Origin of the sequence: Streptomyces sp. NPDC087263 (assembly GCF_044744645.1) — a bacterium.
Taxonomy (GTDB): Bacteria; Actinomycetota; Actinomycetes; order Streptomycetales; family Streptomycetaceae; genus Streptomyces.
The window spans coordinates 289,962-308,585 of record NZ_JBIUYT010000010.1; the positions used below are offsets into that span (position 1 = coordinate 289,962).

Here is an 18,624-nt window from a genome sequence, read left to right on the forward strand (position 1 = left end):
CGCCCGCGGCGCTCACTGCGTGGCACCCTGCGACTGCAGCAGCTCCTTGAAGTCGGCGGTGTCGCTCGCCGGGGGCTCCTGCGCGGAGACCCGCACGCCGTACTCGCTGTAGTACGCCGTCGCGGACATCGAGCCGCTCGTCAGCTTGCCCTTCTCGACCTTCTTGACCAGCAGGTCGTCCCCGTTGACCCAGACGTCGACCGTCTCCGCGGTGACGCCGGCCTGTTCCAGCTGCTCCTTGAGGGCGTCGGCGCCTTTGATGTCCGCCACGTTCACCGTGCCCGAGTAGTGCGTGGTCCGCTCGCCGCGCACCTCCTCCTCGCCGACCTTGTGCAGGTCCTTGGAGACGAGCAGGAGCTTGACCGGCGGCACCGGGGCGGTGTTCGCGAGTTGCTCCTTCAGATACGTCCCCGAGCCTCCCGGGAGGCTCTCCAGGTCGTCGTAGGCGTACTTGATCCAGTGCTTGCCGTTCATCTGGGCCGCGAACCCGTCGCCGACCTTCGCGTAGTAGGCGTCGGGCAGCAGGCGGGCCTCCATCGACGTACTGCCCAGTTTCCGCATGGTCTCGGCCAGTTGACCGCCCGTGTAGGTGAGCCGGAGCCTGCCGGTCGAGGCGCCGGCCCAGCCGAGGGTGCCGTCCGTCTCCATGGAGAGCATGTCGCCCATGACCGTCGTGGAGGTGATCCTGGCGGAACCTGCCTTGCCGGTGGCCTTCTCGGCGGTCCGCAGCGCGGCCACCGAACCGGCGTCGGCACGCTCGGTCCCGGCGGGGGTCTCCTCGGCGTGGCTGTCCGAGTCCCCCCAGAAACCGCAGGCGGCGACCGTGGTCAACGCAGCCATCAGTGCGATCGGGAGTATCCCTCGCCCCACCGTTCTGTGCATCGTCCGTGCCCCCCTTGTGCGCCCCGTGAGGTCCACGCTAACTCCGGCGTGCGGCACCGGTGGCCGCATCTCCCGCAAACGGCAACGGGCCCCGCACCTCGAAAGGTTGCGGGGCCCGCGTCAGATACGCGTGCGCGACGCGGTCACCGGGATGAGCTGGAAGCTCAGACGGCGGCCGGGTCCTCCTCGACGAGGAGGTTGCGGGTGCGGTTCGGGTCGAGCGGAATGCCGGGGCCGATCGTGGTGCTGATCGCGGCCTTCTTGATGTAGCGACCCTTGGCGGCCGACGGCTTCAGACGAAGGATCTCGTCCAGCGCGGCGCCGTAGTTCTCCACCAGCTTGGTCTCGTCGAACGAGGTCTTGCCGATGATGAAGTGCAGGTTCGAGTGCTTGTCGACGCGGAACTCGATCTTGCCGCCCTTGATCTCGGTCACGGCCTTGACCACGTCCGGGGTCACGGTGCCGGTCTTCGGGTTCGGCATCAGACCACGCGGGCCGAGGACGCGGCCGAGGCGGCCGACCTTACCCATGAGGTCCGGGGTGGCGACGACGGCGTCGAAGTCCAGACGGCCCTTCGACACCTCGTCGATGAGCTCGTCGGAGCCGACGATGTCGGCGCCCGCGGCGAGTGCGGCCTCGGCACGGTCACCGGTCGCGAAGACCAGGACCCGGGCGGTCTTACCGGTGCCGTGCGGGAGGTTCACGGTGCCACGGACCATCTGGTCGGCCTTGCGCGGGTCGACACCCAGACGGAAGGCGACCTCGACGGTGCCGTCGAACTTCGAGGTGGAGGTCTCCTTGGCGAGACGGACGGCCTCGAGCGGGGCGTAGAACTTCTCCCGGTCGATCTTGGCGTCCGCAGCGCGGAGAGACTTGCTGCGCTTGCTCACTTCTTCTCCTGATGTGTTCTGAGGAGTCGTGGTGCGGACCGAGCAGGCCCTGCCACGTGCGGCCTAGACCGCATGGTTCCTACGACGGTGGGTGTCAGCCCTCGACCGTGATGCCCATGGAACGGGCGGTGCCGGCGATGATCTTCGACGCGGCGTCCAGGTCGTTGGCGTTGAGGTCGGGCAGCTTGGTCGTGGCGATCTCGCGGACCTGCGCCTGGGTGATCTTGGCGACCTTGGTCTTGTGCGGCTCGCCGGAGCCCTTCTCGACACCCGCGGCCTTGAGGATCATCTTGGCGGCCGGCGGAGTCTTGGTGATGAAGGTGAAGGAGCGGTCTTCGTAGACCGTGATCTCCACCGGGATCACCCAGCCACGCTGCGACTCGGTCGCGGCGTTGTAGGCCTTGCAGAACTCCATGATGTTGACGCCGTGCTGACCGAGCGCGGGGCCCACCGGCGGAGCCGGGTTGGCGGCGCCGGCCTGGATCTGGAGCTTGATAAGCCCCGTGACCTTCTTCTTCTTGGGAGGCATTCCGGGTCCTCTTTCGTTTTCGCCTACCTACGTCCGAGACACGCCCGGACGACTGCCTTCAACCGAACCACTGAATCCGACCCGGATGGAGGCATACCGCACAACGATAACGGGTATCCATGCGCGGCCAAAAACCGAGAGGTCAGACGGCTGCGAGAGCCGCCTGACCTGTTCGGAAGACGTACGTCCAGAAGCTGCTAGTTCTTCTGGATCTGGTCGAAGGAGAGCTCGACCGGGGTCTCGCGGCCGAAGATCTCGACAAGGCCCTTGACCTTCTTCGAGTCGGCGTTGATCTCGTTGATGGTCGCCTGGAGCGTGGCGAACGGACCGTCGGTGACGGTGACCGAGTCGCCGACCTCGAAGTCCAGCACCTGGACCTCCAGCTTGCGGGCCGGAGCGGGCCTGCCCTCGGCCTCGGCAGCCTCGCGGGCGGCCTTCTCCTCGGCCTCCGGGGCGAGCATCTTGACGATCTCGTCCAGGGTCAGCGGGTACGGGTCGTAGGCATTGCCCACGAAGCCGGTGACGCCGGGGGTGTTACGGACGACACCCCAGGACTCGTTCGTCAGGTCCATGCGCACCAGCACATAGCCGGGCAGCTTGTTCTGCCGGACGGTCTTGCGCTCGCCGTTCTTGATCTGCGCGACCTCTTCCTGCGGCACCTCGGCCTGGAAGATGAAGTCCTCGACGTTCAGCGAGACGGCACGCTGCTCGAGGTTGGTCTTCACGCGGTTCTCGTAACCGGCGTACGTGTGGATGACGTACCACTCGCCGGGGAGAGCGCGGAGTTCGTCACGCAGGGCGGCGACAGGATCGACGGGCTCGGCCTCTTCTTCGGCTTCCTCGGCCTCGGAGTCCTCGTCCTCGACGGCAAGGGCCTCGTCCGAAACGTCTTCGCCCTCAAGGGACTCGACGTCCCCGCCGGACTCGACATCTCCGCCGGACTCGACATCTCCGCCGGACTCGTCCTCGACGTGCAGGGCCGCCTCTTCGGCGGGCTCACCCGCGGCGGCGTCGGCAGCCTCGACCTCGTCAGAGTTCTCGGTGTCCGCGGTGTCCGCGCCCTCCACGATGTCGAGCTCGTCCTCAACGGACTCGACCGACTCGATGGCGTCGTTCAGGTTCGGGTCAGACACGGTGGCTGCTTCTTCCTGGATACATGGGGGTGGAACACACGAAAGGGGCGCCGGTGACGGCGCCCTTCGCGTTTGGCTCAGCCAAATACGTATTTGGCGGCGTGGTTGAGTCCATAGTCAATCACGGTCACCAGGGCGATCATGATGACCACGAAGACAATGACCACTGAGGTGTACGTCGTCAGCTGATTACGCGTCGGCCAGACGACCTTGCGGAGCTCCGCGACGATCTGACGGTAGAAGGTGGCGAGGCGCCTCAGAGGGCCCTTCTTGCCACGCTTGCCGCCCTTGCGAGTCTTCTTACTGGACTCCGGTGCCTCGGCATCAGGCATGTCGATGGAGCCCACGGCGTCCGTCACTCGTCCTCACCTGATTCCGGGTCGTGGCTGCGCCGTGCCCGGCCAGGCCGCACGGCGGTGCAAAGCGGTACGTATTGCGCACACATCCTGGCGAACGGATTGTGTAGCAGGGCCGGAGGGACTTGAACCCCCAACCGCTGGTTTTGGAGACCAGTGCTCTACCAATTGAGCTACGACCCTTTGATTTCCCCCAACGTACCGCATCCGCCCGAGTGCTCGGTGTGCACCGGATGAGTGCGGCCGGTGAAGGCCAACGAGGAGAGAGTGTACGTGCTCCGGGGCCGGTCGTCGAACAGAAAGCGTCCGTACGGACTTTGATCGCGGAAGATCGTCCAGCCCACCGCCTCGATCCGGACGGTTGTTCAGTCGCTGTTCAGTCTGTGAAACCCGCGTGCCGGGGAGGTTTCCGGTCTGAAACGATGGGGTCATGAGCCCAGCAACCCCTCCCACCGAGCGCCGGGTCTCCGCCCGAGTCGGCGCGATCTCCGAGTCCGCCACCCTCGCCGTGGACGCCAAGGCCAAGGCCCTCAAGGCCGCCGGGCGGCCGGTGATCGGCTTCGGCGCCGGTGAACCGGACTTTCCGACCCCGGACTACATCGTCCAGGCCGCCATCGAGGCCTGCTCGAACCCGAAGTACCACCGCTACACACCGGCCGGCGGCCTGCCCGAGCTGAAGGCCGCGATCGCCGCGAAGACGCTGCGCGACTCCGGCTACGAGGTGGAGGCCTCCCAGGTCCTGGTCACCAACGGCGGCAAGCAGGCCATCTACGAAGCCTTCGCCGCGATCCTCGACCCGGGCGACGAGGTCATCGTCCCCGCGCCGTACTGGACGACGTACCCCGAGTCGATCCGTCTCGCCGGCGGTGTCCCCGTCGACGTCGTGGCCGACGAGACCACCGGCTACCGCGTCACGGTCGAGCAGCTCGAGGCCGCCCGCACCGAGAACACCAAGGTGCTGCTCTTCGTCTCCCCGTCCAACCCGACGGGCGCGGTCTACTCCCGCGAGCAGATCGAGGAGATCGGCCGCTGGGCCGCCGAGAAGGGCCTGTGGGTCCTGACCGACGAGATCTACGAGCACCTGGTCTACGGCGACGCGGAGTTCCACTCCCTGCCGGTGGTCGTGCCCGAGCTGCGCGACAAGTGCATCATCGTGAACGGCGTCGCCAAGACGTACGCCATGACCGGCTGGCGGGTGGGCTGGGTCGTCGGCCCCAAGGACGTCATCAAGGCCGCGACCAACCTTCAGTCGCACGCCACCTCGAACGTCTCGAACGTGGCCCAGGTCGCCGCGCTGGCCGCCGTCTCCGGCGACCTGACGGCCGTCGAGCAGATGCGCGAGGCCTTCGACCGCCGCCGCAAGACCATGGTGCGCATGCTGAACGAGATCGACGGCGTGCTCTGCCCCGAGCCGGAGGGCGCCTTCTACGCGTACCCCTCGGTGAAGGCCCTGCTCGGCAAGGAGATCCGCGGCAAGCGCCCCCAGGACACGGTCGAGCTGGCCGCGCTCATCCTGGAGGAGGCCGAGGTCGCGGTGGTGCCGGGCGAGGCCTTCGGCACTCCGGGGTATCTGCGTCTGTCGTACGCACTGGGTGACGAGGACCTCGTCGAGGGAGTCTCGCGCCTCCAGAAGCTGCTGTCCGAGGCCAAGGTCTGACGTTTTTCGCGCTCCACGCGCGCGGGGCACCTACTTCTCGAAGTAGGTGCCCCGTTTCTTCATTAGGGATTCCGTTCGGACAAGCCCACGATCAGGGAAAGCGGTACCGGCACGCCATCCGCGTACGGCAAGATCCTGGGATGGAGCGCGTACGTGATGTAAGTGAACTGCCAAAGGCCCATCTGCACCTGCACTTCACCGGGTCGATGCGGTCCACGACCCTGCTGGAGCTGGCCGACAAGTACGGCGTACGGCTGCCCGACGCTCTGACCAGCGGGGAGCCGCCGAAGTTGCGGGCGACGGACGAGCGCGGCTGGTTCCGGTTCCAGCGGCTGTACGACGCCGCGCGGTCCTGCCTCAGAGAGCCCGAGGACATCCAGCGGCTGGTGCGCGAGGCCGCCGAGGAGGACGTGAAGGACGGCTCCGGGTGGCTGGAGATCCAGGTCGACCCGACGTCGTACGCCCCCCGCCTGGGCGGTCTGATCCCGGCTCTCGAAGTCATCCTGGACGCGGTGGACTCCGCCGCGCGGGAGACCGGGCTCGGGATGCGGGTCCTGGTGGCCGCGAACCGTATGAAGCACCCGCTGGAGGCCCGCACACTGGCCCGCCTGGCCGTGCGGTACGCGGACCGGGGCATCGTCGGTTTCGGGCTCTCCAACGACGAACGGCGGGGCATGGCGCGGGACTTCGACCGGGCCTTCGAGATCGCACGTGAGGGCGGTCTGCTGGCCGCGCCGCACGGCGGCGAGCTGACGGGCCCTGCCTCGGTCCGCGACTGCCTGGACGACCTGCACGCCTCCCGGATCGGCCACGGGGTGCGCGCCGCGGAGGACCCCCGCCTGATGAAACGCCTCGCGGACCGCCAGGTGACCTGCGAGGTCTGCCCGGCCTCCAACGTCGCGCTGGGCGTCTACGAAAAGCCGGAGGACGTCCCCCTGCGCACCCTCTTCGAAGCCGGCGTCCCCCTGGCCCTGGGCGCCGACGACCCCCTCCTCTTCGGCTCACGGCTCGCCGCCCAGTACGAGATCGCCCGCCAGTACCACGGCTTCACCGACCCCGAACTGGCCGAACTGGCCCGCCAGTCCATCCGCGCTTCGGCCGCCCCTGAGGGCGTACAGGAAAAGCTGCTGTCCGGCGTGGACGCGTGGCTCAGCGACCCGGTCTCATGACGTACTAGAGCTCCGCTCCGACGGTCACCGGCTCGTTGACCAGGGTGATTCCGAAGGCGTCATGTACTCCGGCGACGACCTCGCGGGCGAGGGCGAGGAGGTCCTCGGTGGTGGCTCCGCCGCGGTTGGTGAGGGCCAGTGTGTGCTTGGTGGAGATCCGGGCGGGACCGTTGCCGTAACCCTTGGTGAAGCCCGACTTGTCGATCAGCCAGGCCGCGGAGGTCTTGGTGTGTCCGTTGCCCGCCGGGTAGGCAGGTGGTGCGGCCTCGGCACCGAGGCGCTCCTCCACGCGCGCGTGGAAGGCGGCGAACTCCTCGTCCGTGAGGATCGGGTTGGTGAAGAACGACCCGGCCGACCAGGTGTCGTGGTCCTCGGGGTCGAGCACCATGCCCTTGCCGGAGCGCAGCTTCAGGACGGTCTCCCGGGCCTTGTCCAGCGGCACGCAGTCGCCGGGCTCGACACCCAGCGCGCGGGCCGTCTCGGCGTATTTGACGGGCGCGCTGAGCCCTTCCGCGTCCTCCAGTTCGAAGCGGACGCGGAGTACGACATGGCGCTCGGGGTCGGCCTTGAAACGGCTGTGGCGGTACGAGAAGGCGCACTCGGCGTTCGTCAACGTGACCGTTTCGCGCGTCCTCCGGTCGTACGCGATCACTTCGGTGATGGTCGACGACACTTCCTGACCGTACGCGCCCACGTTCTGGATCGGTGTCGCACCCGCGGAGCCGGGGATGCCCGCGAGGCACTCGATGCCGGCGAGCCCCGCCTCGACCGTGCGGGCGACCGCGTCGGTCCACACCTCGCCCGCGGCCAGCTCCAGCCTCCCGCCGTCGAGTTCGAAGCCGCTCGTCGCGATCCGCAGAGCGGTCCCGGCGAAACCCTTGTCGCCGATGACCAGGTTGGATCCACCGCCGATCACCAAGAGCGGCGTACCGGCGTCGTCGGCCTCACGAACGGCGGCGATCACCTCGGCGTCGGTCGTGGCGGTGATCAGCCGGGTCGCCGGACCCCCGAGCCTGAAGGTGGTCAGCGGGGCGAGCGGGGCGTCATGGAGTACCTGCACGGGCTCAAGACTACGAGAAGGAGCGGTGGCGCCCGGCCGGCCGTACACCAGGAGAAGGGCCCCGCCTGTCCGACGGGGCCCTTCCGTGTCGTACGTACGTCATCAGCGGCTCGGTCGAAGCGCCGCAGCATCCGCGCCCGGCGGCGTCAGCGGGAGGCGGTGTCGAGGGTGCGTGTCGGGGCGGAGACCGCGACCTGGGTCCCCGTCGTCGGCCGCCGGCGGGGCAGCAGCGCGGCAGCCACCGCGCCCATGCCGACCACGGCGGCGCCCACCCACAGTGCGGGCGAGAGGCCGTCCACGAAGCGCTGCGCGGACTCGTAGCCGCCCTGGGCGGAGAAGACCGAGGCCAGCACCGCGATACCGAGTGCGCCGCCGACCTCGCGGAGGGCGTTGTTGGCGCCGGAGGCGATGCCCTGCTCGGAGGGGAGGACGCTGGACATCACCAGGGCGGCGGACGGGGCGAAGTACAGGCCCATGCCGACGCCGCTGATGATCAGGGCGGGCAGCTGAACCGCGTACGACATCTCGGGCGAGACGACCAGGGCGAACCAGCCGAGCCCGACGGCCTGCAGTGCCAGGCCCGCCGTCACGACCGGGCGCCCGCCGATCCGGTCCGACAGATACCCGGCTATCGGAGCGACGATCATCGGCATACCGGTCCACGGGAGCATCCGCAGGCCCGCCTCGGTCGGCGAGTAGCCGAGGACACCTTGCAGGAACTGGCTCAGCAGGAAGATCGAGCCGAACATTCCGACGAACATCAGCAGGCTGGCGGCGTTGATCGCGGAGAAGGCGCGGCTGCGGAAGAGCCGCATCGGCAGCATCGGGTTCTTGGCGCGGATCCCGTGCCGGACGAAGCCGGCGAGCAGCGCGCCGCCCGCGATCAGGCCGGTGAGCACGGGAGCGCTGGTCCAGCCGTCGACGTTGCCGCGGATCAGCGCGTACACGACCCCGAAGAGACCACCGCTCGCGAGCACGGTGCCGGTGATGTCGAGCGGGGCGCCGGTGCCGTGCGACTCGGCGAGGCGCAGCCGGGCGAGCGGCAGCAGGGCGAGACCCAGCGGAACGTTCAGCCAAAAGATCCACTGCCAGGACACGTGTTCGGTGAGGCTGCCGCCGATGAGGGGCCCGGAGGCGACCGCGAGGCCGTTGACGGCACCCCAGATCCCGTACGCCATACCGCGCTTGGCCACCGGAACCGCGGCCGTCAGCAGGGTCAGCGTCAGCGGCATCATGATCGCCGCGCCGACGCCCTGGACCGCACGGGCGGCGATCAGTGAGTCGATGCCGGGCGCCATGGCCGCGGCGGCGGACGCGCCGGTGAAGACGGTGAGACCGACGAGGAAGAGCCGCCGCCGACCGAACCGGTCCCCCAGGGCCGCGCCGAACATCAGCAGCACGGCGAAGGTGAGCGTGTACGCGCTCACGGTCCACTCCAGGTCGTCCAGCCCTCCCCCGAGGTCCTCACGGATCGACGGCAGGGCGGTGGTGACGACGAGGTTGTCGAGGGCTGCCATGAACCCGGCGACGCCGGTGATGACGAGGGCCCAGACGGCTCCCCCGCGACGTTTCTTCTGCTGTGACATCGCTCCCCCAGAGGGTGATCACTATCGACGGTTACCGATGGTGGTTACCGATGCTGGTTACCAACAGTGGTTAGTTATTGATGACTAACTTTCGTGCGCATGAAGAGGCGCAGGCCTCCGCCTTCTCCACTCCGGCTTCCGTGTTCAGCCTTCGCCGACAGCGGCTTCCAGGGGACCGACTTCGAGTCGCCCCTTCGTCCGCGCCGACGGGTAGAGCCCTTCCCAGACCCGGTGCTCCGCCGGAAAACCCATGGCCACCAGGCAGTTGATGAGCATTCCGTACGCCATGAAGGTCGTGGTTTCGTTCACGTCCGCCCCGAGCGGAATGTGGGCGGTGTCCCAGAGCCGCATCCAGCCGTCCCGCACCATCTCACCGAGTTCGGGGTCGCCGGACTCCTCGGCCGCGGCCACCGCCGCGTACGTCTGCATCTGCATGAGCAGCCGCTCGGGCTCCTCCGTGATGACCCTGGTGTACGCGTTGGCCATGGAGCGCAGGGCCTCTTCGCCCTCCAGCCCCTTGGAGGCCTCCTCGAACGTCTGCCGGAAGAGCTCCATGCAGCGTTCGGACGCCGCAAGGAAGATCGCCTTCTTGCTTGGGAACAGCCGGAAGAGGTACGGCTGCGAAACACCCACGCGTTTGGCGATCGCCTCGGTGGAGGTGCCGCTGTAGCCGCCGCGGGCGAACTCGCTCATCGCCGCACGGATGACACTCTCGCGCCTCTCCTCTGCGCTCATCCTGACCATGCAGGTAAGTTAGTACTCAATCACTAACTAGGTCAAGGGTTAGGCGCGCGTAAGGGGCGCCCGCCATTGCGGACGCCCCTTACCCGAGTCACCTGTCCCCCACACGCCACCCTCAGGGCAGCCGTACGACCGCTCGTGACATGCCCAGCACCTTCTGGCCGGCGCTGGTCGCGACGAGGTCGACGCGGACGGTGTTGCCCTCGAGCTTGGCACCGATCTTGGCGCTGACCTCGACTGTCGCGCCCTTGTCGTCGTTCGGGACGACGACCGGCTTGGTGAAGCGGACGCCGTACTCGACGACCGCGCCCGGGTCGCCGGCCCAGTCGGTGACGACGCGGATCGCCTCGGCCATGGTGAACATGCCGTGCGCGATGACGTCGGGAAGCCCGACCTCGACCGCGAACTTCTCGTTCCAGTGGATCGGGTTGAAGTCCCCGGAGGCGCCCGCGTAGCGCACGAGCGTGGCCCGGGTCACGGGAAAGGACTGGGCCGGCAGCTCGGTGCCGACCTCGACGTCCTCGTACGCGATCTTCGCCGTCATGATCAGCCCTCCGCCCGCGCCACGAGCTTGGTGATCGCGGTCACCACGTGCTCGCCCGCCTCGTCGTGGACCTCGCCGCGGATGTCCAGGATGTCGTTGCCCGCCATGGACTTGATCGCCTCGATGGTCGAGGTGACCGTGAGCCGGTCACCCGCGCGCACCGGGCGGCTGTAGGCGAACTTCTGGTCGCCGTGCACCACGCGGCTGTAGTCGAGCCCCAGTTGGGGATCCTCGATGACCTGCCCCGCGGCCTTGAAACTGATCGCGAAGACAAAGGTCGGCGGGGCGATCACATCCGGGTATCCGAGCGCCTTGGCGGCCTCCGGGTCCGTGTAGACCGGGTTGGTGTCCCCCACGGCCTCCGCGAACTCCCGGATCTTCTCCCGCCCGACCTCATAGGGGTCGGTGGGCGGATAGGACCGCCCGACGAAGGACTGGTCGAGCGCCATGGGCTCGGCACCTCCTGGCTTTCAGCCGGTGAAACGAAACGAACGTGGTGCGACGAAGCGTGGTGCGACGAGCGCCGCGCAACGACGCGAGGCCGCCCCCCGCGAAGGGGACGGCCTCGTGTACGAGCCTGAAACTTATCGCGTTTCGCGGTGCGCGGTGTGCGCGTTGCAACGCGGGCAGTGCTTCTTCATCTCCAGTCGGTCCGGGTCGTTGCGCCGGTTCTTCTTGGTGATGTAGTTCCGCTCCTTGCACTCCACGCAGGCCAGCGTGATCTTCGGGCGGACGTCGGTGGCAGCCACAGGAGTGCTCCTTGACGAAACAGATAGGACGATTAACGCATAGAAGAGTAGCCGACCGAAGGACCGACCCCACAATCGGCTACTGTCAGTAGCGGTGACCGGACTTGAACCGGTGACACAGCGATTATGAGCCGCTTGCTCTACCGACTGAGCTACACCGCTGAGATGCGATCGGTTCCCGCCTTGCGACAGGAACCTCCCACACCAGAGCCCCAATACGGAATCGAACCGTAGACCTTCTCCTTACCATGGAGACGCTCTACCGACTGAGCTATTGGGGCGAGCGATGAAGACATTACACGGTTGGCCACCGATCGCCCAAATCCGTTTCGCGGCAACCGCCCCGGCCTGTTCCCCGCTGGTCCGCAGGCGTTCCCGTGGACCTCTCGGGCACCACGAACCACGGCGGTGATCCCCCTCGTCAGGGCAGTTGATCCCCACCATCAGGCCGGTTGATCGCCACCATCAGGCCGCTTGATCGCCTCGGCCTGTCGGCCTGTGCTCTCGGCCCTTTCTCCCCGATTCTCCCCGACGGACCCACACCCGGTACGACTATTTCGCTCCTCCCCAATGCGGGCGGGTCGCCGCCCTAGGCTCGGCTCACGCTGTGTGATCTTGCGTCTCCACTCTCCGCAGTCACCCATCCCGCAGCCGCCCCCGAGCCCCAGGAGCGCGATGCCCGAGAGTCCGATGCCCGACAGTCAGCCGCAGCCGCCCCGCTCCTCGTCCTCCGCGTCGGGACAGACCGACACGGCCACCCTCCTGCTGTGCGGGGCACGGCTCACCGACGGCCGGACCGTGGACGTACGGCTGGGCGGCGGGCGCATCGAGGCGGTCGGCACCGCCGGGAGCCTCAGCGCGCACGCCGCGCGGGTGGACCTGAGCGGTTACCTCCTGCTGCCGGCCCCGGCCGAACCGCACGCCCACGGCGACACCGCCCTGACCGCCGAGGGCGACGGCCCCGCCTCGTACGACGCGGAGCAGGTTCAGCGCCGGGCCACCGAGGCCGCGTTGCTGCAACTCGGGCACGGGGCCACGGCGCTGCGCTCACACGTGCACGTCGGCGACGTACAGGGGCTCGACGCGCTGGCCGCGGTGCTCCAGGCACGGCGGTCGCTGCGCGGGCTCACCGAGCTGACCGCGGTGGCGATGCCTCGGCTGCTGACCGGGATCGCCGGGGCGGACGGGCTCGCGATGCTGCGGGACGCGGTGAAAATGGGCGCCTCCGTAGTGGGCGGATACCCGGACGCCGACCCCGATCCGACGGGGTACGTCGAGGCGGTCCTGGAGCTCGCCGCCGAGCACGGCTGCCCGGTCGACCTGCATACGGACGCCGCGGACCCTGCCCGGCTCGGGCGGCTCGCGGCGATGGCGGGCGGCCTGCGCCCCGGAGTGACGCTCGGTCCGTGCGGCGGACTCGGCCGGCTGCCCGCCGAGGTCGCCTCCCGCGCCGCCGAGCAACTCGCAGCGGCCGGAGTGACCGTCGTGTGTCTGCCGCAGGGCGGGTGCGGACCCGTGGACCGCCGCGGGACAGCCCCGGTACGGCTGTTGCGGGCCGCCGGCGTCCGGGTCGCCGCGGGCAGCGGCGCCCTGCGCGACGTGGCGAATCCGGTGGGCCGCGGCGACCCGCTGGAGGCCGCCTATCTGCTGGCCTCGCGAGACGGGCTGCGGCCCGAGGACGCGTACGACGCCGTGAGTTCCGTCGCCCGGACCGCCCTCGGACTGCCCGAGGTGCGTGTGGAGGCGGGCTTTCCGGCCGAGTTGCTCGCGGTACGCGGGGACCGGCTCGCGGGGGTGCTGTCGCTGGCGTACAGCCGGATCGTGGTGCACCGGGGGCGCGTGGTGGCGCGGACCAGCGCGGTACGGGAGTACTGCAACTCGGCGGCGGGGTTGGATCTGCCGCGGCAGGGGCGGGGGGAGCCGTCCTGACGGGGGTTGGAGTGCGCCGGGGACCGGTTTTTGCGAGTCCACGCGCGCGGGGCGGGTTTGTGTACGTCCACGCGCGCGTGCCCAGCGACTGACGGCTATCCGGCGCGCTCCCTGACTCGCCGACTGATCCGTCGCCCTGCACGCCCGGTGCCCAGAACTCGCCGACCGATCCGTCGATCTACACGCCCCGTGCTCAGAACTCGCCGACCGATCCGTCGATCTGCACGCCCCGTGCTCAGAACTCGCCGACCGATCCATCGATCTGCACGCCCGGTGCCCAGAACTCGCCGACCGATCCGTCCATCTGCACGCCCGGTGCTCAGAACTCGCCGACCGATCCGTCCATCTGCACGCCCGGTGTCAGAACTCGCCGCCGCCCAACAGGCCACCGGCGAACGGGCTGCCCCCCGGCACCATGTCCGTGGGGATCTCCGTGGCCCCCGACGGCGCGCTGACGTCGCCCGCATCGGTGAACTTCATGACCAGCGGGAGCTTGGTGCCCTTCGGGGCGTCGGCGAGGACGGCGAGGTCGACCTCGACCTGGGTCAGGTCGCCGTTCTTCAGGGTGAGGTCGACCGCGACCTTCTTGTTCGGTGCGTCCTTCAGGTCCTTGGCGGTGGGGAGTTCGGTGCCCGACGGAAGCTCGCCCTCCAACGGCCCGAGCTTGTCGATGATTCCGGTGATCAGGTCACGGAAGTTGGCCTTGGCGACGATGTGTTCGGTGCCGTCGCCGTCGTCCTTCGTGCTGAGGGTGACCTCGTGCGCGAAGACACCACGTACGGCATTGATGATCTTCTGCTGCGTCTTGGCGTCGATCCCGGCGGTCTCGTCGGCGCCGCCCGAGGACGACTCCGACTTCTGGGCCTTCTCCAGGGCACTGGTGTCGATCTTGACCCACTCGCCCTCAAGTACCTTCCTGAACTCCTTCTCGCTCTCAGGGAGTTGCTCGGCCGTAGGCATGGGCATACCCATGGTCTCGCCGAGGGCCTTCATGTCGGCGCGGTAGTACGTGAAGTCGCCGACGACCCGGTACTCGGCCAGGACGCCTTCGGCGCCCTCGATCCTGACACTCGTCCCGATGAGATCCTTCTCACCCGAATCCGCCAGCGCCTTCTTTGACTTGACGGAGACCTCGACGCGCAGCCCCGCCAGGAACTTCGCGAACTCCGGCGGCAACTCCTCCTCGGAACCGGCCTCGCCCGCCAGCGCCGTGAGCGCGTCGGAATCGGCGTCCAGGTCCAACTCGAAGGCCAGCGACTTCTGTTCACCGAGCCGGTCGACGGCCTGGTCCACCTTCTGACCTGCGCTGAGATTCTGAACCGTGCCACAGGCGGCCGCCGTGGCGAGCAGAACGGCGGCGCTACCGGCCGCGATGACGGTCTTGCGTATGACGGTGATGGCGTTCCCCTTACGACGCAGCGCGACTGGCACGACGTCCCCCTTGTTCACAGTGATCACCCATGTGACCCATGAGTCGCTCACAGGGTTGTGCGGCGAACGCGTCCATCCGGGCGTACGGTCGGAAACATGCGCATTGTTATCGCTGGAGGTCATGGTCAGATCGCGCTGCGGCTGGAGCGCCTGCTCGCCGCGCGCGGTGACGAGGTCGCGGGGATCATCCGCCGCGCCGAACAGAGCGACGATCTGCGGGCGGCGGGTGCCGAGCCGGTCCTGTGCGACCTGGAGTCCGCCTCGCCGGAGGAGGTCGCCGCGCATCTGCAGGGTGCGGACGCGGCCGTCTTCGCCGCGGGCGCGGGGCCGGGCAGCGGCGTGGGCCGCAAGAACACGGTGGACCGGGGCGCAGCCGTCCTGTTCGCGGACGCGGCGGAACGCGCGGGCGTACGCCGTCACATCGTCGTCTCCTCGATGGGCGCGGACCCTGCGCACCCGGGCGACGACATCTTCGACGTCTACCTGCGCGCCAAGGGCGAGGCCGACGAGTACGTACGCAGCCGTGCGGCCCTGGACTGGACGATCCTGCGCCCGGGCAGCCTGATCGACGACGCCGGCACCGGCCTCGTACGCCTGGAGGCCTCTACCGGCCGTGGCCCGATCCCACGCGACGACGTCGCCGCGGTCCTGGCCGAACTCGTGGACACCCCGGCGACGGTCGGCCTGACGCTGGAACTGATCAGCGGTTCGACCCCGATCTCGGTGGCGGTCAAGTCGGTGGCGGGGAACTAGGGGAACCGGGGAGACGGGGGTCGGGACCGGAGGTCGGGCCCAGGGGTCGTGACTGCTGGGGTCACGACTGCTGGGGTCACGACTGCTGGGGTCACGACTGCTCTGGTCTGGTCATGAGTGCTGTGGTCATGACCACAGGTCAGAACAGGGGAAGTTGTCCGGAGAAGTCGGGCACGGTGTACCCGTCCAGCGCCGGCTGAGCCGCTCCGAGCTGGGCCTGACTGCGCGACCCCGGGCACGAGACCAGTTCCCCGTTCCCCCGCGCACCGGGTGGATCATGCCGAGCGAACCGCCCCGCGACAACGGCGATCTCCCGACGGCACTCGGGGCAGTTCCTACGACGCGTAGACATGACACCAGTGTGCCCGCCACGACCGACAATCCGTCGGCTCCCCACTCGCGCGCAGCGCATGACAAAGGCCCCGTGACCTGCGTAGAGGGCAGGTCACGGGGCCTTTGTTTCCCATGTGGCGGCGCGTGGATTCGAACCACGGAAGGCTAAGCCGGCAGATTTACAGTCTGCTCCCTTTGGCCGCTCGGGCACACCGCCAGGGGTTGCTGCCGGGAGGACCGTTTTTGACGGTGCTCTGTGGCAACGACGTAAACGATACCTGATGACCGGGGGTGCTTCGCCACCCGATTGATCAGCCCTCGGAGGGGAGGGGGTGGCTAGGCTTATGGGGATGCGGCCGGGGACCATGCCGGGCTCGACGGCCGCCCTTACGCACCCCGATACAAGGAGCCACAGGACATGGCCGACTCCAGTTTCGACATCGTCTCGAAGGTCGAGCGGCAGGAGGTCGACAACGCCCTCAACCAGACCGCCAAGGAGATCTCGCAGCGCTACGACTTCAAGAACGTGGGCGCCTCCATCTCCTGGTCCGGCGAGAAGATCCTCATGGAGGCGAACTCCGAGGAGCGGGTCAAAGCCATCCTCGATGTGTTCGAAACCAAGCTGATCAAGCGCGGTATCTCGCTGAAGGCGCTGGACGCCGGTGAGCCGCAGCTCTCCGGCAAGGAGTACAAGATCTTCGCGTCGATCGAGGAGGGCATCTCCCAGGACAACGCGAAGAAGGTGGCGAAGATCATTCGTGACGAGGGCCCCAAGGGCGTCAAGGCTCAGGTGCAGGGCGAGGAACTGCGCGTCAGCTCGAAGAGCCGTGACGACCTGCAGGCCGTCCAGGCACTGCTCAAGGGCAAGGATTTCGACTTCGCCCTGCAGTACGTGAACTACCGGTAGTCCTCACTGCCCGTGCTGCGCCAGGCAGAGGTAGCAGTTGCTTCGTCGACTGACGGCAGTGGTCGGTCCGTTGCGCTTACGAGAACGGGTGGGCATCCGGAGTCCCCGGGTGCCCACCCTTCTCGCCTGCTGGCTGCGGCCTTGGGGGGTACGCGCTCAGCGGCGCGAGTCGCCGAACAGGATGCGGTAGAGAACCAGCAGCACGAGCGAACCGCCGATCGCGGCGGCCCAGGTGGCACCGTCGTAGAACTGCTTGGTGATGGGGTGGTCCAGCCAGCGGGCGGAGATCCAGCCGCCTATGAAGGCGCCCGCGACGCCGATGACCGTCGTTCCGATGAAGCCGCCCGGATCGCGGCCCGGCAGCAGGAATTTGGCGATGGCCCCGGCCAACAGCCCCAGAATGATCCAGCTGATGATGCCCATGCCCCGAACCTGCCTCTCCGTACTGTGCCTGCCCTGTACTCCTGCTCCGGCCAGCCTGTGCTCATGCCTTGATGCCGCGACGCCTTGATGCCTTCCATGCCCTCAAGCCGCTGGTCGCGCGTGTGTTGGTGGCTTGTTGCCGGGGAGGACGCCTTGTCGACGCTGCTCGGTTGCATCGATCAGTAGGGTGCGGCGTATGACACATTCCGGTGCCGGACGGCCTCGTGGGCAGGAGGGCGACAGCTCGCGGGCCAGTGCGGAGCTGCGCCGGACACTGGGTGTCGGGGACGCGGTTGTCGTCGGTCTCGGGTCGATGGTCGGTGCCGGGATCTTCGCGGCGCTGGGCCCCTCGGCGCGGGCGGCCGGGTCCGGACTGTTGCTCGGACTCGCGGTCGCCGCCGTGGTCGCCTACTGCAACGCGATGTCCTCGGCTCGGCTCGCCGCCCGGTATCCCGCCTCGGGCGGCACATATGTGTATGGGCGCGAACGGCTCGGGGACTTCTGGGGGTACCTGGCGGGCTGGTCGTTCATCGTCGGCAAGACGGCCTCCTGTGCGGCGATGGCGCTCACCGTCGGCGCGTACGTCTGGCCGGGACAGGCGCACGCGGTGGCGGTCGCGGCCGTGGTGGCCCTGACCGCGGTGAACTACGGCGGCGTACAGAAGTCGGCCTGGCTGACGCGGGCGATCGTGGCGGTGGTCCTCGCGGTCCTCGCTTCCGTGGTGGTCGGGTGCCTCGGCTCGGAGGCCTCCGACCCCGCGCGGCTGGATGTCGGGCTCTCCACCGGCGCGGGCGGGGTGCTTCAGGCGGCCGGGCTGCTGTTCTTCGCGTTCGCCGGATACGCGCGGATCGCGACGCTCGGTGAGGAGGTGCGGGATCCTGCGCGCACCATTCCCCGCGCGATCCCGGTGGCTCTGGGTATCGCGCTCGTGGTGTACGCGGTGGTGGCGGTCGCTGTCCTTTCCGTACTGGGGTCGGGTGGGCTCGGGCAGACCTCGGCGCCGCTGACCGACGCGGTGCGGGCGGCCGGGGTGCCAGGGCTCGTGCCGGTGGTGCGGGTGGGTGCCGCCGTGGCCGCGCTCGGCTCGCTCCTCGCCCTGATCCTGGGCGTCTCGCGGACGACGCTGGCCATGGCCCGTGACCGTCATCTGCCGGGCGCCCTGGCCGCCGTACATCCGCGCTACCAGGTACCGCACCGGGCAGAGCTGGCCGTGGGCGCGGTGGTCGCCGTGCTGGCCGCGACGGTGGATGTACGGGGCGCGATCGGCTTCTCCTCCTTCGGTGTGCTGGCGTACTACGCGGTGGCGAACGCCTCGGCCTGGACGTTGAGTTCGGCTCCGGTGTCGCGGGTGATGCCGGCGGTGGGACTGGTCGGGTGCGTGACACTGGCGTTCGCGCTGCCTGGGGTTTCCGTGGTGCTGGGTGCGGCTGTGCTGGCGGTGGGGGCGGCTGCCTACGGCATACGGCGACGGGCAGGCGGTTCGCAACAGCAGTAGGGGCGGCGGCAGTGTGCTGCCCACGGGCAGCGGGAAGCAGGCATCTGCCGGAGGGCG

At 68.7% G+C, this 18,624-nt stretch carries 20 protein-coding genes and 4 tRNA genes; 6 read left to right on the forward strand and 18 right to left on the reverse strand.

The window, feature by feature from the left end; translation table 11 throughout:
• Positions 1-12: 12 nt before the first annotated feature.
• The 6 genes from ACIPC1_RS30995 to ACIPC1_RS31020 form a co-directional block, all read right to left on the reverse strand.
• On the reverse strand, positions 13-882 hold the full coding sequence (locus ACIPC1_RS30995; RefSeq protein WP_402522880.1) for a hypothetical protein: 870 nt from the start codon (positions 880-882) through the stop codon (positions 13-15).
• Positions 883-1,046: 164 nt separating this feature from the next.
• Complete coding sequence (gene rplA, locus ACIPC1_RS31000) at positions 1,047-1,772, reverse strand: 50S ribosomal protein L1 (protein ID WP_365442135.1); 726 nt, start codon at positions 1,770-1,772, stop codon at positions 1,047-1,049.
• Between the two features lie 94 nt (positions 1,773-1,866).
• Positions 1,867-2,301, reverse strand: a complete 435-nt coding sequence (gene rplK, locus ACIPC1_RS31005; protein WP_010986329.1) for a 50S ribosomal protein L11 — start codon at positions 2,299-2,301, stop codon at positions 1,867-1,869.
• A 197-nt stretch (positions 2,302-2,498) separates the two neighbouring features.
• The gene (gene nusG / locus ACIPC1_RS31010; protein WP_402522884.1) at positions 2,499-3,434 is read right to left on the reverse strand and encodes a transcription termination/antitermination protein NusG; all 936 of its coding nucleotides are present in this window, start codon (positions 3,432-3,434) and stop codon (positions 2,499-2,501) included.
• A 77-nt stretch (positions 3,435-3,511) separates the two neighbouring features.
• Positions 3,512-3,793 carry a preprotein translocase subunit SecE gene (gene secE / locus ACIPC1_RS31015; RefSeq protein WP_402522886.1) on the reverse strand — a complete coding sequence of 94 codons (282 nt, stop codon included), beginning with the start codon at positions 3,791-3,793 and terminating at the stop codon, positions 3,512-3,514.
• Between the two features lie 107 nt (positions 3,794-3,900).
• Positions 3,901-3,973, reverse strand: a tRNA-Trp gene (locus ACIPC1_RS31020).
• A gap of 247 nt (positions 3,974-4,220) precedes the next feature.
• Here ACIPC1_RS31020 and ACIPC1_RS31025 point away from each other — a divergent pair.
• Positions 4,221-5,447: a pyridoxal phosphate-dependent aminotransferase gene (locus tag ACIPC1_RS31025; protein WP_402522888.1), complete on the forward strand. Its 1,227-nt coding sequence runs from the start codon at positions 4,221-4,223 to the stop codon at positions 5,445-5,447.
• 140 nt (positions 5,448-5,587) lie between these two features.
• Complete coding sequence (locus ACIPC1_RS31030) at positions 5,588-6,616, forward strand: adenosine deaminase (protein WP_402522891.1); 1,029 nt, start codon at positions 5,588-5,590, stop codon at positions 6,614-6,616.
• Positions 6,617-6,620: 4 nt separating this feature from the next.
• Here the strand turns inward: ACIPC1_RS31030 and ACIPC1_RS31035 are convergent, their stop codons facing one another.
• The 8 genes from ACIPC1_RS31035 to ACIPC1_RS31070 form a co-directional block, all read right to left on the reverse strand.
• Positions 6,621-7,676 (reverse strand): UDP-N-acetylmuramate dehydrogenase, encoded by a 1,056-nt coding sequence (locus tag ACIPC1_RS31035; protein ID WP_402522893.1) that lies wholly within the window; start codon positions 7,674-7,676, stop codon positions 6,621-6,623.
• Between the two features lie 146 nt (positions 7,677-7,822).
• Complete coding sequence (locus tag ACIPC1_RS31040) at positions 7,823-9,262, reverse strand: MFS transporter (protein ID WP_402522895.1); 1,440 nt, start codon at positions 9,260-9,262, stop codon at positions 7,823-7,825.
• Positions 9,263-9,406: 144 nt separating this feature from the next.
• Positions 9,407-10,006 carry a TetR/AcrR family transcriptional regulator gene (locus ACIPC1_RS31045; RefSeq protein WP_402522897.1) on the reverse strand — a complete coding sequence of 200 codons (600 nt, stop codon included), beginning with the start codon at positions 10,004-10,006 and terminating at the stop codon, positions 9,407-9,409.
• Positions 10,007-10,118: 112 nt separating this feature from the next.
• A complete protein-coding gene (locus ACIPC1_RS31050; RefSeq protein WP_402522899.1) occupies positions 10,119-10,547 on the reverse strand; it encodes a MaoC family dehydratase in 429 nt (142 codons plus the stop codon).
• A 2-nt stretch (positions 10,548-10,549) separates the two neighbouring features.
• Positions 10,550-10,996 carry a MaoC family dehydratase N-terminal domain-containing protein gene (locus tag ACIPC1_RS31055; protein WP_384380335.1) on the reverse strand — a complete coding sequence of 149 codons (447 nt, stop codon included), beginning with the start codon at positions 10,994-10,996 and terminating at the stop codon, positions 10,550-10,552.
• A 135-nt stretch (positions 10,997-11,131) separates the two neighbouring features.
• Positions 11,132-11,296, reverse strand: a complete 165-nt coding sequence (gene rpmG, locus ACIPC1_RS31060) for a 50S ribosomal protein L33 (protein ID WP_004571794.1) — start codon at positions 11,294-11,296, stop codon at positions 11,132-11,134.
• An 89-nt stretch (positions 11,297-11,385) separates the two neighbouring features.
• Positions 11,386-11,458, reverse strand: a tRNA-Met gene (locus ACIPC1_RS31065).
• A 46-nt stretch (positions 11,459-11,504) separates the two neighbouring features.
• Positions 11,505-11,577, reverse strand: a tRNA-Thr gene (locus ACIPC1_RS31070).
• A 409-nt stretch (positions 11,578-11,986) separates the two neighbouring features.
• Between ACIPC1_RS31070 and ACIPC1_RS31075 the strand changes: the two genes are divergently transcribed.
• Positions 11,987-13,225, forward strand: a complete 1,239-nt coding sequence (locus ACIPC1_RS31075) for an amidohydrolase family protein (protein ID WP_402522988.1) — start codon at positions 11,987-11,989, stop codon at positions 13,223-13,225.
• Positions 13,226-13,585: 360 nt separating this feature from the next.
• Here the strand turns inward: ACIPC1_RS31075 and ACIPC1_RS31080 are convergent, their stop codons facing one another.
• Positions 13,586-14,656, reverse strand: a complete 1,071-nt coding sequence (locus ACIPC1_RS31080; protein ID WP_402522901.1) for a hypothetical protein — start codon at positions 14,654-14,656, stop codon at positions 13,586-13,588.
• A gap of 96 nt (positions 14,657-14,752) precedes the next feature.
• Between ACIPC1_RS31080 and ACIPC1_RS31085 the strand changes: the two genes are divergently transcribed.
• A complete protein-coding gene (locus ACIPC1_RS31085) occupies positions 14,753-15,409 on the forward strand; it encodes an SDR family oxidoreductase (RefSeq protein WP_402522903.1) in 657 nt (218 codons plus the stop codon).
• Positions 15,410-15,548: 139 nt separating this feature from the next.
• Here ACIPC1_RS31085 and ACIPC1_RS31090 read toward each other — a convergent pair whose 3' ends face one another.
• Both ACIPC1_RS31090 and ACIPC1_RS31095 read right to left on the reverse strand, forming a co-directional pair.
• The gene (locus ACIPC1_RS31090) at positions 15,549-15,761 is read right to left on the reverse strand and encodes a hypothetical protein (RefSeq protein ID WP_402522905.1); all 213 of its coding nucleotides are present in this window, start codon (positions 15,759-15,761) and stop codon (positions 15,549-15,551) included.
• Between the two features lie 116 nt (positions 15,762-15,877).
• Positions 15,878-15,959, reverse strand: a tRNA-Tyr gene (locus ACIPC1_RS31095).
• 201 nt (positions 15,960-16,160) lie between these two features.
• Between ACIPC1_RS31095 and ACIPC1_RS31100 the strand changes: the two genes are divergently transcribed.
• Entirely contained in the window at positions 16,161-16,649 is a 489-nt protein-coding gene (locus ACIPC1_RS31100) for a YajQ family cyclic di-GMP-binding protein (protein WP_384380324.1), read from the forward strand.
• Positions 16,650-16,805: 156 nt separating this feature from the next.
• Here ACIPC1_RS31100 and ACIPC1_RS31105 read toward each other — a convergent pair whose 3' ends face one another.
• A complete protein-coding gene (locus ACIPC1_RS31105) occupies positions 16,806-17,072 on the reverse strand; it encodes a GlsB/YeaQ/YmgE family stress response membrane protein (protein WP_384380321.1) in 267 nt (88 codons plus the stop codon).
• 196 nt (positions 17,073-17,268) lie between these two features.
• On the opposite strand from ACIPC1_RS31105, the gene ACIPC1_RS31110 reads away from it, so the two are divergent.
• The gene (locus tag ACIPC1_RS31110; protein ID WP_402522908.1) at positions 17,269-18,567 is read left to right on the forward strand and encodes an APC family permease; all 1,299 of its coding nucleotides are present in this window, start codon (positions 17,269-17,271) and stop codon (positions 18,565-18,567) included.
• Positions 18,568-18,624 lie beyond the last annotated feature (57 nt).

What these genes read in the sequence shown, in the direction of transcription:
- ACIPC1_RS31050 (WP_402522899.1), bottom strand. Translation starts at nt 10,547, where the DNA reads ATGACGGCGAAGATCGCGTACGAGGACGTCGAGGTCGGCACCGAGCTG.
- ACIPC1_RS31045 (WP_402522897.1), bottom strand. Translation starts at nt 10,006, where the DNA reads ATGGTCAGGATGAGCGCAGAGGAGAGGCGCGAGAGTGTCATCCGTGCG.
- ACIPC1_RS31100 (WP_384380324.1), top strand. Translation starts at nt 16,161, where the DNA reads ATGGCCGACTCCAGTTTCGACATCGTCTCGAAGGTCGAGCGGCAGGAG.
- ACIPC1_RS30995 (WP_402522880.1), bottom strand. Translation starts at nt 882, where the DNA reads ATGCACAGAACGGTGGGGCGAGGGATACTCCCGATCGCACTGATGGCT.
- ACIPC1_RS31085 (WP_402522903.1), top strand. Translation starts at nt 14,753, where the DNA reads ATGCGCATTGTTATCGCTGGAGGTCATGGTCAGATCGCGCTGCGGCTG.
- ACIPC1_RS31025 (WP_402522888.1), top strand. Translation starts at nt 4,221, where the DNA reads ATGAGCCCAGCAACCCCTCCCACCGAGCGCCGGGTCTCCGCCCGAGTC.
- ACIPC1_RS31055 (WP_384380335.1), bottom strand. Translation starts at nt 10,996, where the DNA reads ATGGCGCTCGACCAGTCCTTCGTCGGGCGGTCCTATCCGCCCACCGAC.
- ACIPC1_RS31105 (WP_384380321.1), bottom strand. Translation starts at nt 17,072, where the DNA reads ATGGGCATCATCAGCTGGATCATTCTGGGGCTGTTGGCCGGGGCCATC.
- ACIPC1_RS31030 (WP_402522891.1), top strand. Translation starts at nt 5,588, where the DNA reads ATGGAGCGCGTACGTGATGTAAGTGAACTGCCAAAGGCCCATCTGCAC.
- ACIPC1_RS31090 (WP_402522905.1), bottom strand. Translation starts at nt 15,761, where the DNA reads ATGTCTACGCGTCGTAGGAACTGCCCCGAGTGCCGTCGGGAGATCGCC.
- ACIPC1_RS31075 (WP_402522988.1), top strand. Translation starts at nt 11,987, where the DNA reads ATGCCCGACAGTCAGCCGCAGCCGCCCCGCTCCTCGTCCTCCGCGTCG.
- ACIPC1_RS31110 (WP_402522908.1), top strand. Translation starts at nt 17,269, where the DNA reads ATGACACATTCCGGTGCCGGACGGCCTCGTGGGCAGGAGGGCGACAGC.
- ACIPC1_RS31040 (WP_402522895.1), bottom strand. Translation starts at nt 9,262, where the DNA reads ATGTCACAGCAGAAGAAACGTCGCGGGGGAGCCGTCTGGGCCCTCGTC.
- rplK (WP_010986329.1), bottom strand. Translation starts at nt 2,301, where the DNA reads ATGCCTCCCAAGAAGAAGAAGGTCACGGGGCTTATCAAGCTCCAGATC.